At 65.0% G+C, this 12,282-nt stretch carries 13 protein-coding genes; 7 read left to right on the top strand and 6 right to left on the bottom strand.

Annotated features, from left to right (window positions below; all coding sequences use genetic code 11):
• The first annotated feature begins 25 nt into the window (after positions 1-25).
• On the top strand, positions 26-1,114 hold the full coding sequence (locus tag F4Y72_03135; protein MXZ27281.1) for a formylglycine-generating enzyme family protein: 1,089 nt from the start codon (positions 26-28) through the stop codon (positions 1,112-1,114).
• Here F4Y72_03135 and F4Y72_03130 read toward each other — a convergent pair.
• A complete protein-coding gene (locus F4Y72_03130; GenBank protein MXZ27280.1) occupies positions 1,097-2,563 on the bottom strand; it encodes an amidohydrolase family protein in 1,467 nt (488 codons plus the stop codon). The two genes, F4Y72_03135 and F4Y72_03130, sit on opposite strands and share 18 nt — an antisense overlap.
• A 180-nt stretch (positions 2,564-2,743) precedes the next feature.
• On the opposite strand from F4Y72_03130, the gene dnaX reads away from it, so the two are divergent.
• Genes dnaX through F4Y72_03115 form a run of 3 tightly spaced genes read left to right on the top strand, consistent with a single transcriptional unit; the run spans position 2,744 to position 6,108 of the window.
• On the top strand, positions 2,744-4,522 hold the full coding sequence (gene dnaX / locus F4Y72_03125) for a DNA polymerase III subunit gamma/tau (GenBank protein ID MXZ27279.1): 1,779 nt from the start codon (positions 2,744-2,746) through the stop codon (positions 4,520-4,522).
• Positions 4,519-5,127, top strand: coding sequence for a recombination protein RecR (gene recR, locus F4Y72_03120; protein MXZ27278.1), 609 nt, complete (start codon positions 4,519-4,521; stop codon positions 5,125-5,127). The genes dnaX and recR overlap by 4 nt, the downstream gene beginning before the upstream one ends.
• A 24-nt stretch (positions 5,128-5,151) precedes the next feature.
• On the top strand, positions 5,152-6,108 hold the full coding sequence (locus tag F4Y72_03115) for a hypothetical protein (GenBank protein ID MXZ27277.1): 957 nt from the start codon (positions 5,152-5,154) through the stop codon (positions 6,106-6,108).
• Between the two features lie 41 nt (positions 6,109-6,149).
• Here the strand turns inward: F4Y72_03115 and rsgA are convergent, their stop codons facing one another.
• Positions 6,150-7,067, bottom strand: a complete 918-nt coding sequence (rsgA, locus tag F4Y72_03110) for a ribosome small subunit-dependent GTPase A (GenBank protein MXZ27276.1) — start codon at positions 7,065-7,067, stop codon at positions 6,150-6,152.
• Positions 7,068-7,109: 42 nt separating this feature from the next.
• Between rsgA and F4Y72_03105 the strand changes: the two genes are divergently transcribed.
• Complete coding sequence (locus tag F4Y72_03105; GenBank protein ID MXZ27275.1) at positions 7,110-7,658, top strand: oligoribonuclease; 549 nt, start codon at positions 7,110-7,112, stop codon at positions 7,656-7,658.
• Here F4Y72_03105 and F4Y72_03100 read toward each other — a convergent pair.
• Both F4Y72_03100 and F4Y72_03095 read right to left on the bottom strand, forming a co-directional pair.
• Entirely contained in the window at positions 7,650-8,030 is a 381-nt protein-coding gene (locus tag F4Y72_03100; GenBank protein ID MXZ27274.1) for a hypothetical protein, read from the bottom strand. The two genes, F4Y72_03105 and F4Y72_03100, sit on opposite strands and share 9 nt — an antisense overlap.
• Positions 8,031-8,040: 10 nt before the next feature.
• Positions 8,041-8,943, bottom strand: coding sequence for a hypothetical protein (locus F4Y72_03095; protein ID MXZ27273.1), 903 nt, complete (start codon positions 8,941-8,943; stop codon positions 8,041-8,043).
• Positions 8,944-9,038: 95 nt separating this feature from the next.
• Here F4Y72_03095 and F4Y72_03090 point away from each other — a divergent pair, with 95 nt between their 5' ends.
• Positions 9,039-9,518: a DUF1249 domain-containing protein gene (locus F4Y72_03090; GenBank protein MXZ27272.1), complete on the top strand. Its 480-nt coding sequence runs from the start codon at positions 9,039-9,041 to the stop codon at positions 9,516-9,518.
• An 18-nt stretch (positions 9,519-9,536) separates the two neighbouring features.
• Here the strand turns inward: F4Y72_03090 and F4Y72_03085 are convergent, their stop codons facing one another.
• The gene (locus tag F4Y72_03085) at positions 9,537-11,708 is read right to left on the bottom strand and encodes a tail-specific protease (GenBank protein MXZ27271.1); all 2,172 of its coding nucleotides are present in this window, start codon (positions 11,706-11,708) and stop codon (positions 9,537-9,539) included.
• 9 nt (positions 11,709-11,717) lie between these two features.
• On the opposite strand from F4Y72_03085, the gene F4Y72_03080 reads away from it, so the two are divergent.
• On the top strand, positions 11,718-12,002 hold the full coding sequence (locus F4Y72_03080) for a hypothetical protein (GenBank protein ID MXZ27270.1): 285 nt from the start codon (positions 11,718-11,720) through the stop codon (positions 12,000-12,002).
• Here the strand turns inward: F4Y72_03080 and F4Y72_03075 are convergent.
• Positions 11,999-12,274: a hypothetical protein gene (locus F4Y72_03075; GenBank protein ID MXZ27269.1), complete on the bottom strand. Its 276-nt coding sequence runs from the start codon at positions 12,272-12,274 to the stop codon at positions 11,999-12,001. The two genes, F4Y72_03080 and F4Y72_03075, sit on opposite strands and share 4 nt — an antisense overlap.
• Positions 12,275-12,282: the final 8 nt, after the last annotated feature.

Below are 12,282 nucleotides of genomic sequence, written 5' to 3'. Positions count from 1 at the left end.
ACGGCGAAGTGCTAGACTGACATGAATGACCAGGGTTTATGTATTGTGCGCCGTCCTGGCTATGGCAATGAGTGGTGCGGATGCTGCAGCAGCTCAGGAGCCGGAAGCGGCATTCTCGGATGCAATGAGGGACGGTGATCGGGGTCCCGAAATGGTGGTCATTCCCGCGGGCAGTTTCGAGATGGGCTGCGTATCGGGAGAGGAGTGCTACGACGATGAGCTGCCGGTGCACACGGTGACGATTTCGCGGCCGTTCGCCGTATCCAGATACGAGATCACATTTGAGGACTACGACCGCTTCGGCGGCGCGAACCAGGTGGACGACGAGGGCTGGGGGCGCGGGCGGCAGCCAGTCGTGAACGTGTCATGGCATGACGCGAAGGAATATGTCGCCTGGTTGTCTTCGCAGACCGGTCAGACCTACCGGCTGTTGACGGAGGCCGAATGGGAGTATGTGGCTCGGGCCGGGTCGACCACGCAATTCACATGGGGAAGCCAAATCGGCCAGGAAAACGCCAGCTGCGGCGGCTGTGCGACCGAGTGGGACTTCTATCAGCCCGCCCCCGTGGGATCGTTCGCGCCCAATGCGTTTGGCTTGCATGACGTGCACGGCAATGTCTGGGAGTGGGTCGAGGACTGCTGGAACCAGAACTATGAAGACGCCCCTTCGGACGGCAGTGCCTGGCTGAGCGGCGACTGCTCCCAGCGCATCCTGCGCGGCGGCTCGTACGACGACTTTCACTATGACCTGAGATCCGCAGTGCGCTTCGCGAACGCACCCGACGATCACACCAGAAGTCTTGGGTTTCGGGTTGCCCGAATGCTTGATTCCTTTGCTTCGGGGCCCGACGCGATGCCCACTACGTGGGAGGAATTTCTCTCAGGCAACGAGTGGATGGAGAACGCACAACCGGTCTCGTGGGAAGACTGGGAGCCGGTGATGCAGCAGATGCCGCCGTTGGAGCCAGATTGCACGGGCGTCGTTCTTGTTGGCAGTTTCCGGGAAGGCGGAGAGGATGTGTATCTTCCGCGGGAGTATTTTGAACAGCCGCCCGGCAAACGCGTTCGCGACCCGAACTGGACAATGCACCAGGCTTCAGGGAACTCCGGTTGAATTTCGCCTTTCGTTCGCCAACATCCTGGCGACGTCTTTCTCCACGGCCGTACCGACGAAAAACTCCGGGTTCATGCCCGTGAACAGCCGCGCGGCATGGCGGAACACGAAGTCGGCGAAATCGTCGTCGCTCATCAGGCCGTCTTCGACGAGTTCGTGCGCTTCGCTCAGTATCCCGGCCATGTCGGTGACGTCCCAGTGGCCGAAGTCCGACGAGAACATCGCGTTGAGTTTGCTTCCGCCCGGAATGAGCCGGGTGTCGAACGCGATTGCGTTCATCCGGTCGTCCGCCTCGCAGCCGTAGTAGAAGTTCGGCACCAGCCGTTGGAGCAGGTCTTCGACGCTGTTGACGTGGGCGGCCGCGAAATCGTCTTCGCCGTCGTGCTCCGATACCTTTCTCAGGAAAGCGCCCTGCTGCGCGCGCCCGGACAGGACCTCGCCGCCGTACTGCTCGAACAGCGATCCGAGGAGTTCGCGGTCGATCTTCTCCGGGTTCAATTGCTGGATTCCCGTGGCGCCGCGTTTTTCCCAGCGCTCCTTGAGATCGCAGATGAGGCTGGCGCCCCAAGCCACGCCGCATTCCAGGAACGCGAAATTGAGATCCGGGAAGCGGTGCGTCACGCCGCCGAAGAACAGCGACTTGGCGAAGGCGTGACCGGCGTCGGCAAAGTGCCCGATCTGGTTGTACATGTAATTGCTGATGGAGCGGCGCATGTGCATCCCCTGTCCGACCGCATGCGCGGTCACCGGGACTTTGAGCTCCATGCAGCGCTGCCATAGCGGGTCGTAATCGTAGATGCTGTCGTAGGCCAGCGTGTCGATCCAGAAGGCGTAGCGGGACATTTCCGGGGCCTGCTCTTCGACCGCGTCGATCGGGCGGCGCACGAGGTTGATGAACATCGGCACCTTGAAATTCAGTTCGCCGATGGCGTAGTCGAGCTCCTCGATGGCCTCCCCGGGCGTCTGGCAGGGGATGACCGCCGCCGGCGTCAGGCGGTCCTCGAAACCCCGGTACATGTCCGCCATCATCAGGTTGTGGGCCCGGCAGGCCGCCCGGCGGGCGTCGGCGTCCTTGATGTCGGGCAGCGCGAAGCCGATGGTTGGATAGACGACCGCATAGTCAATACCCATCTCGGGAAGCCGCTCGTGCATCAGCTTCGGCAGCATGGCGGTCGCCAGGTCGAGCGTGTTCTCGGCCGGCGCCGCCCAGTGGGCCGGCCGTATGAGGTTGTGGCGCCGGTGGTCCGTGCGGTCCATTTCGTACCACTTCAGCCCGTCACGCAGGCGCAGGTCCGTGAAGGCCTCCTCGGTCATCTCCGGCCCGCCCACCTGCTTGAAGTAGTCGAAGATCACGGGCGACAGCTCCAGCATGTGCCCGTCCGTGTCGATGACGGGGTGGTCCAGGCGCTTGCGCAGCTCGCGGGATGGCGAAATTTTTCGTTCGATCACGTTCTTTCTCCCATTTCTTGCTCGTATGGCGCTATTCGTTGCCGACTTTTTCCCTTCCCACAGCCCGCGGTTCTAGGCCGACTCGGCAGTCTAGCACCTCGGTTTGCGCGGATTGTGAACGCGTGATCGGGGCCGGCGCCTGCGCAGGAAATATTCGACTGGCTCTGATAGGCTTCGCCCATGAGCTACCTGGTCCTGGCGCGCAAGTGGCGGCCGCGCAAGTTTTCGGAGGTCAAGGGCCAGCCCCATGCGGTGCGCGCGCTGACCAACGCCATCAGCGCCGAGCGGGTGCATCACGCCTGGCTGTTTGCCGGAACCCGGGGCGTGGGCAAGACGACACTGGCGCGGATTCTCGCCGCGGCCCTGAACTGCCGGAAGGGTGCGGCGCCGGAACCCTGCGGCGAGTGCGAGAGTTGCACGAGCATCGAGGACGGCAGTTTCGTCGACCTGATGGAAGTGGACGCGGCCTCGCGCACCAAGGTCGAGCAGACCCGCGAGTTGCTGGAAAATGTCCAGTACGCCCCGGCTTCCGGCAGCTACAAGATCTACCTGATCGACGAGGCGCACATGCTGAGCGCTTCATCGTTCAATGCGCTCTTGAAGACGCTGGAGGAGCCGCCGCCGCACGTCAAGTTCCTGCTCGCGACCACAGAGCCGCGGCGGCTGCCGGTGACGGTGCTGTCGCGCTGCCTGCAGATCAACCTGCGCTCCATTGACAGCGAGACGATCGGCGATCAGCTCACCGCCATATGCAAGGGCGAGGAAGTGGAAGCCGAGCCGGGGGCGCTTGCCCGGCTGGCCCGGGCCGCCAACGGCAGCATGCGCGACGCATTGAGCCTTCTGGACCAGGCGATCGCCTACGGTGCCGACGCGGTGCGCGAGACCGACGTGGCCGACATGCTGGGCGGCGCCGACCAGCCCAGCATCCTGCACCTGCTCAACGCGCTTGCCGGCGGCGACGGAGAGGCCCTGCTGAACGGAGCCAGGGAGTTGCGCGAGCGCCTGGCCGATCCTGCCAATATCCTGGCGGAAATGGCGGCGGCTTTGCAGCGGCTGGCGCTGTTGCAGACCGTTGGAGAAGGCGTGCTGGACGAGGATGACGACGCCGGGATGCTTGCGCCGCTGGCGGACGCGCTCCCCGCCGACCAGGTTCAGTTGTTCTACGAGATTGCGATACAGGGGCGAAGCAAGCTGGCGCTCGCGCCGGATGCGGGCCTTGGGCTGGAGATGACGCTGCTGCGGATGCTGGCGTTTCGGCCGGTATCGCCGGCGAGAGCGACGCGGGCGAGCGCGCCCGCCAGGCCCGCACCCGCGCCCGAACCGCCTGCCGCGCCTGTTTCGCCCGCTACGCCTGTCGCGCCCGCTACGCCTGTCGCGCCCGCGCCCGAACCGCTTGGCGAAACGGCCCCGGCAGCGGCTCCCGCACCCGCGCCCGAACCGCCTGCGCGGCCAGCGCCGGAAGCACCCGAAGAGGACGGGATGCGCGAAGAGGCCAGCGCACCAGCCAGTGATCAGCCCTTGAGTCCGGGCAGATGGCCGGAGACGGTGGCCGGGCTGGGTCTGGAGGGACTTTCCGGAGACATTGCGGCGCACAGCGAGCTGGTGGACGCCGGCGACGGATGCCTGCGGCTTCGCCTGGACGGCGCGCACGAGAACCTGCTGACGGACGATGTCCGGCTGGAACTGGAATCTGCGCTGCTTGCCGCGCTGCCGGCATTTCAGAAGGTGGAAATTGAAATTGCCGGCGCCGGTAAAGGGGATACTCTGGCCGCCCGAAACCGGGCGGCAGAGCGCCGGCGCCAGCAGCGAGCCGAGGAAGAGTTCAATGCCGATCCCTTCGTTCAGGCGTCGCTCGAGATATTCGATGCGACGATAGAGGTTGGATCCATTCGCCCGGTGGATCAGGCCGATGGGCCTGATCCAGGTGCGGGACACCCTCGCTCCCAGGTCGAGCCGTGACGGCCAATGTCTTTCCGCCGCGCCTGGCGGAATTGCTGGAAGCATTGAAGTTCCTGCCCGGGGTAGGGCCGCGGTCGGCGGAGCGCATGGTCCTGCACATGTTCGCCCGCCAGCCCGAGGGAGCCCGGAGGCTGGCGCGCAGTCTGGCGGAAGCGCTGACCTCGGTCCGTCCCTGTTCGCGCTGCGGCATGCTCGCGGACGGCGACCTGTGCCTGATCTGCCAGTCAACGGGCCGCGACCCCAGCCAGTTGTGCGTGGTGGAATCGCCTTCGGACCTGGCTGCGGTCGAGTCTTCGGGCGCCTATCGAGGCCTGTTTTTCGTGCTGTCGGGCCGGCTCTCGCCGCTGGACGGCATCGGGCCGGAAGAACTGGGCCTCGAAAAGCTGGAGAAACGGCTGGACGAAGGCGTCATCAGGGAATTGATCCTCGCCACCAGCGCCACGGTGGAGGGCGAGGCCACCGCAGCCTATCTGGGCCGCATGGCGCACCGCAGGGAAATCAAGGCCACCCGCATCGCGCAGGGAGTGCCTCTGGGGGGCGAATTGAGCTACGTGGATTCGGGCACGCTGTCGTCGGCGCTGGCGCAGCGGCGTCAGGTGGACTAGGGACTCGTTCTCAGGGGGTGTGGTATGAGTGAGGAACACGTATCGACGATGCAGCCGTTTGCGGCCGGGGACATATTTCTCGGCTGCACGCTGCTGAACGATCCTCACGACGATCACGCGGGGATCGGGCGGATTCTTCAGTATGACGCCGACTGCAAGCCCAAGGGCGTCCTCTATACGGAAGGCACGCGCCACCTGGTCGGCGGACTGGCGGTCGACCGCGACGGGGTGCTGTGGGCCTTCGACGATCATCTCGTCATTCACGTGGACTCGGCCACCGGACGGCAACTGCCGAAGAAGGACTTTCTGCCGCGCGTGTACCGCAGCGCCAGTTTCGCCTCCAACGGCAGCGTCTACCTGGGCGAACACCTGTGCGCGGAGGCCCCCCCGCCCGGCATCGAGAACCTGACGACAGTCGAGTTTCCGAGAATTCCGGACAGCGGCGTGCTGGGCTACGGAAACATCTACCGCTATGACGCCGACTGGGAGCTGGATTGCGTGTTCGAAGTCGAGAACGCGCCGGAGCCGACCCGCTTCAAGGGCGTGACCCATTCCACGCTGCATCCGGACGAGCAGTTCATCACCTACACCACGGAACTGGGCAAGCGCGTCATGCGATACGACGTGGTGGAAGGCCGGCAGATGGACGACCTCGTGACCTATCCGGGCGAGGACATCAGCGACGGCCTGTTCGCCATCGCCGTGCGCTACCTGCCCGACGGACGGCTGCTGCTGACCCGCGGCCGCACGATGGAGATGCTGGACAATGAGGGCAGGGTAATGCGCGAGTACGAGTTGCCGGAATACGGCTGGTCCGACGTTTCGTCCTGCGGCGACCCCCGTTACGCGCTGCTGAGCAACATCTTCACCGGGATCATGCTCAAGATCGATCTGGAGACCGGGCAGTTCGTCGGCCGAATCGACACAGGTCAGGCCAAGCCCTTGCGGGCGCTCGCCGGCGTCGCCGAGTTTCCCGGATAGTCGGGGGGTTCGGGTATGGCGCCGGTAATTGGACCGCTGAGCTAAACGGAAGCGGCGAGTTCCTCGAACTCGCGCAGCAGCGCGAGATAACCCGCGTGCCGTCCGGCCGGCAGCCGTCCGGCGGCAACCGCTTCCAGCACCGAACAGCCCGGCTCGTTACGGTGCCGGCAGTTGGCGAAGCGGCATTCCTGGGCCGGGGCGGAAAACTCCGGGAAGCCGGCCTGCAGCTCGCCGTAATCGGTCAGGACAGGCATCAGGGAGCGTACGCCCGGAAGATCCATCACGCGCCCGCCGCCGGGCAGGGAGTACATGGCGGCTGACGCCGTCGTGTGGCGTCCGCGCCGCGCCCTTTCCGAAAGCTCGCCGGCTGCGGCGGCTTCGCGGCCCAGCAGGGCGTTCACCAGCGTCGATTTGCCTCCGCCGGACTGTCCCGCCAGCACGCTCGTGTGCGCCTTGAGGCGGCGCCTGAGCCGCCTGATCCGCGCGCCCGTCAGCGCGCTCACCGCAACGATGTCGAAACCCGCGGCTTCATATTCGCGCAGCCGCACAGGCTTCCCGCGTCCCAGGTCGGTCTTGTTCCAGACGATCAAGCCTTCGGCGCCCGATCCGGCCGCCGCGCACAGCAGCCGGTCGACGAGTTCGTAGTCGGGCGCGGGCTCCGGCGCCGCAATGATCGCCAGCAGCGAAAAGTTGGCGGCCACGACCTCGGTGCGTTCCCTGGCCCCGGTTCGCGAAAGCTCGTTGCGGCGCGGGAGGATGTCTCGCAGCAGGGCCGGAGAGTCGTCGGCGCGGAGTTCGAACCGAACCTCGTCACCGCAAACCGGATTGTGGCGGCGGCTTGCCGCAAGATAGGGTAACTCTTCCCCGGTTTCGGCCTCCATGCGGCCGCGGCGGCCGTAACAGGCGGTAATCAGCGCCCGGTTCCCGGATTTTTGCAAAACGGCTGCCGGTTTCGGCATATTGCGGCTAGAATCCGCGCCCGAACGACTCGGGAGGTTTACTTGGGCAAGAAAGATTCACGACTCGCATGGATCGACCTGGAAATGACCGGGCTGGACCCGTTGCGGGACCAGATCATCGAGATCGCGACCGTCGTAACCGACGGGGACCTTGAGACCGTGGCCGAGGGGCCGAACATCGTCATCCATCAGCCGCGTTCGGTGATGTACGAGATGGACGACTGGAACACCCGCACCCACACGGCTTCGGGTTTGTTCGCCGAGGTCCTGGCCAGCCGCATCAGCACCGAGGAAGCGGAACGCACGACGCTGGAATTCCTCAACGAGCATTGCCTGCCGAAGAGTTCACCGATGTGCGGCGCCAGCATCTGCCAGGACCGGCGGTTCCTGTCCCGCGCGATGCCCGATCTCGCGGCGTTCTTTCACTATCGCAACCTGGACGTGAGCAGTGTCAAGATTCTCGCGGGACACTGGAGTCCCGAGGTGCTCGACGGGGTCGAGAAGGACGACCGGCACCGCGCGAAGAGCGACATCCTCGCTTCGATCGCCGAACTCAGGCATTACCGGAAAACGATGTTCCGTTCAGGCTGAGGCGGCGGCCACAAACAGCCCGACTACCGCGACCATTCCCCAGAACCAGGCCACCGAGCGCAGGGTGGACCGGTCAACAATATAGAACACGCCGTGCAGTGTGCGGCAAACGATGAACAGCGCCGCGAGCCAGTTCACAGTAGTCTGATCCGCGCCGGTGAAGTGCGCGATCAGCACCGCCGCCGCAAAAGGAGCGAAGGCTTCCCAGGCGTTCTTTTGCGCCCACACCGCCCTCTGCCTCCAGCCCTCCTGGGAGGCCAGCCAGTCCCGCGGACGGGAATTGTTGTAGTTCGGGAATCCCCATTTCGCCGTGATCGACCACAGCAGCGGCAGCCACAGGCCGACGAACACGCACCAGAGCGCAAAGGTCATGGGCGGGAACTCATGCCGCTACCGCGGTTTGCGATCCCGACGCGGCCCTGTGCCGGGCCACGAACCACGCCAGTCCGCCGAGGAACGCCAGCAGGATGATCACGTTTGTGAAGGGGAACCGGAACGGGTAGATCCAGGGCTCCGTGTACAACTGCCACGCGGATCCGGCTTCCACGCAGAACCACAGGACGTTGGCGCAGGGCACCGCATAGCGCAGCGCAGCGGCCGGCCGCGTGAAGGGCAGCATGCGAAAGAGCAGCAGCCACAGCCCCCAGGCGAAAACGATCCCCACCACGGCATAAGTGACGGGATGAAACGGCCCGAGCACCCGCGGATCGAACAGCCACAGGATCAGCACGTAGAAAAACCAGTTGATCATGATCACTTCCAGCGCCACGATGCGCGAGAACTGGCGCTTGTAGCCCGGTGTGCGGCGCGCGGGCGTGAGCTTGAGGTTGCGGTGGAACCACATGAACATGCGGCAGTGCGTATCCTTGTTCGACCCCAGCCAGATCAGCAGGGCGACCAGGATCACGCCGGTGGCCTGCAGCAGTAGCAGGTTGGCCGTAAACAGTTCGACGCCCATGAACATCAGCTTGGGCGGATTCAGCCAGTGCCCCATGAACTCGAACGAGCCTTCCATCCAGCCCAGCCAGATCAGGCCGCCTCCCATGAAGCCCAGAATCGTGGCCGGAAGGTCGTCGGCCTTGAACCCTTTCCAGACCATGATCCAGCCGGCCAGGCCGACGAGGAAGCTTACGAGATAGGCGGGCACGATCCCCATCTGGCCGTACTGCAGCACCATCAGCGTGTGCGCGAGCGGCGTCCACAGCAATACCGTGGTCCAGGCCATCAGCCCCAGCAGCGGGGCACGCATGAGCGCTCCGTTGGCCGTTCTGATTGCGGCGTTCATCCAGCCCTCCTCCTTTCCTGAAATGCGGTCTTGGAGATTACCGCCGCCGGCCTGCGCGTGCAAGCAGTTTCGATTCTGCTATATTCCGGGTTCTCATGCTTGCGCTCACCAGAGTCTCCCGGCAACTGGCCCCGGCCATGCTTCTCGGCAACCGGCCGCTGGGACTGGGCGCTCTGATCGATATGTACGAGCGCAACTACGCCGGACTCTGGCGCTTGTTCGGGCATGCCCTGCGAGAGCCGGGCTGGCACGTCTCGCACAGCCCGGTCAACGGCGAGCTGCATATCGAAGTGGAGCGCAGGTCGGCGTTCACCACGGTATTGCGCATGACCTACCTTTTTCCGGATGAAGGCGACAGCGAAGCGGAGCCCGACCTGATCGTCAACCTCTACGACGACGCACGGGTCGCCGAGGTCGTGCACTGGTCGCAGCGCTACGGGGCTTGCTGCGAAGCGCCGGGTGGCTTTGCCGATTGCTGGCGGCGCAACTGCGTGCTCGGCAAATGGCTGCAGTTCCTGGCCGATTCGCATCACGGCCCGGTGCAGGCCAGCACGGCGGCGCGGCCGCCGCTTTAGGTCCTGGGCCGACAGGCCCTAATGCAGAGAACTGCTGGCGGTTGCCCGGGAAGAGGCTGCCTGAAGCCGCAGGAGGTCGATGACGACCTCGGAAGCCTGCTCCAGGGCCACGTCCGGCAGGTCCATCCCTCTCAATTCCTCCAGGCTTTCGATCGGCGGCAATTCGTTTTCCGTCAGCCATTCGTTGGTCATGGCCAGTCTTTGCACCCGGCGGACCTCCTGATCGGCCCGTCGCCGTTCCAGATGGATGGGCTCCGATTTCCGGTCCGTCAGTTCCTGCATGGCCTGTATGCGGCCTTTCAGCAGCCTCAGGTCCGGGTCCTCCGATTCCCGCCTCTGGTGATTTGCGACCAGCGTGCTCAGGGTCGCCCCGTCGACGCTCCCTCCCCGGTGCTCGGTTTCCGGGATCGTGTCCCAGGGCAGGGCGTTTTCACTGGCGCTTTCACCGATGTCCTCGCCGATGACCTGATTGGGGAACACCAGGGGTAATTCCGCCGCCGCCGCCGAAAGAGTGATATCGGGTGCGACGCCTCGGTGCTGCGTGCTCTCGCCGGTTACACGGTAGTACTTGCCCATCGTCAGCGTCAGGCGCCCGGGCATTTCGTCGCCGCGCCGATGAATCTGGTAGATGTTCTGCACCGTGCCCTTGCCGAAGGTGCGCTGTCCAACCACCACGCCGCGGCCGTAGTCCTGGATGGCGGCAGCCAGAATTTCCGATGCGGAGGCGCTGAGCCGGTCCACCAGCACCACCAGCGGGCCGTCCCAGATCGATTGCTGGCGCCGGTTCCGCAGCACCTGCGTGCGCAACTCCGAGTCGCGCACCTGGACTACCGGCCCCCGGCCGACAAACAGACCGGCCAGCGAGATCGCCTCGTTGAGGTGGCCGCCTCCGTTGCGCCGCAGATCCAGGATCAGGCCGGCCGCGCCCTCGGATCTCAGCTCGGCGATCAGCCGCTTCACGTCGCGGGTCGAACTGGGGTAATCTTCCAGCCCCGCCTGGCGGCCCTCCACGTCGAAGTAGAAGTTGGGGATTCGCACCACTCCCACGTTGAATTCGGCCCCCTCGCGCTCGACGTTGAGCAACTCCTTTTCCGCTCCCATCAGGCGAACGCGTCCGCGGGTCAGGTCCAGCATGAACGAATCGTTGCCGGCGGCATCGCCCCCCGGCAGGATCCGCAGAATGACCGGCGTGTCGGAAGGCCCGCGGATCAGCTCCACGACGTCCTCGAGCCGCCATCCCACGACGTCGGTCACCTCGCCCGAGCCGGTGCTGTCCACCCCGGTTATGCGATCGCCTGCCCGCAGCCGCCCGTCCTTGTCGGCAGGCCCCCCGGGCAGCACTTCGCGCACCTGGACGTAGTCGTCCTCCGCCCCGAGAGAAGCGCCTATGCCGTGGTAGGCGCGGCTCATCTGGATGCGGTACTCCTCGTAGTTGTGCGGTGAAAAATAGGTGGAATGCGGGTCCAGAGTGTGCGTGAAGGCGTTCACGAAGAGGGCGAACACGTCGTCGGCGTCCTGCGCATTGAGGCTCTTGCGCTGCCGTTCATAGCGCTTGCGCAACGCCTCGGCAGCCTCTTCGTAACTGCGCTCATCCAGAATGAGATTGATGAGTTCGTGGCGGACCCGGTCGCGCCAGACTTCTTCCATCTGGTACTGGCTGGCCGGTCGCGGCCTGTCCTCGCCGCGGCGGATCCACATGCGGTCCGTGTTGAGCTCCGGTTCAGTCTCGAGGTATTCCAGCGCAAAGTCGAAATAGCTGGTCATGCGCGTCCGGAACAACCGGTAGATTTCGAGAACAGGGTCCAGTTCGCCGCGCTGCATCAGGTCGTCCAGGCTGGTCCCGTACCGGTCGAGGAAATAGTCCTCCTGGTGCTTCAGGAAATAGAGCTTTTGTCCGTCCAGCAGGTCGATGTAGTTGCGCAGCGTCTCCCTCGACAGGGTGTCGTCCACCGCGATGTTCTGGTAGTGGGCCCGTTCGGCATAGGTCACGACGCGCTGGACCGTTTCCCGGTGGCCGTCGGTGATCCGCAGGGTCTCGGGGCGTTCGCCGGTCGCGGCGTATGCGTGCGCCTGGACGACGAGCGCCAGCAGCATTGCAAGGGCCGCTGGAGTCGCCTTTCCTGCCTGGCCCGATGTGCGCGCAGTTATGATTCGCATGCAGAGCATTCGTTTTTGTTCCCGGCGGATCATACCAGCAGCATGCGCCCCTTCGGTATTCTTCTTGGCGTGTTTCTCGGCAGTTGCCTGGCCATATTCGCGGGGCTGGCCATCGTCTGTTTCACGTTCTGGGTGATCATGGACGACTATCCGCGCCTGGAAGCCGAATTGCCCCTTCTGATAGTGGCGACGGCCATGTTCGGAGGCTGTTCGGCATTGGGCGGAATGGCCATGTGGGGGCACCTGAGCCGCGCGGCCTGGCGGTGGGCGCCGCTCTGTCTGTTCTGGGCGTCGCTGGCAGGCGTAGGCGCCTATTTCTGGCCCTAGCGGACGAACTTGCGCCAGGCGCGGAAGGCGGCCCAGCCGACCTGGAACATGAGCAGGGGGCCGAGCAGAAAGATCAGACCCGCGCCCCCGAACCCGAACGCATCGCCGTAAATACTGGTCCAGAAAACCAGCAGGCCGCCGGGGCCGGCGTATTCGCCCGCGATCTCTCCGCCCAGCCAGTAGGCCACGATCGGACCGGCCAGCAGCCCCAGCAGCAGCGCGCCGGCCGAGCCCGCCATCCACGGCAGAGTCAGTCGTTTGAGTATTCCCACGGCCTCCG

This window comes from Gammaproteobacteria bacterium, from assembly GCA_009838035.1.
In the GTDB taxonomy this organism is placed as follows: domain Bacteria; phylum Pseudomonadota; class Gammaproteobacteria; order Steroidobacterales; family Foliamicaceae; genus Foliamicus.
The sequence above is the reverse complement of the archived record's forward strand: the minus strand, read 5'-3'. Positions and strand labels throughout refer to the sequence as shown.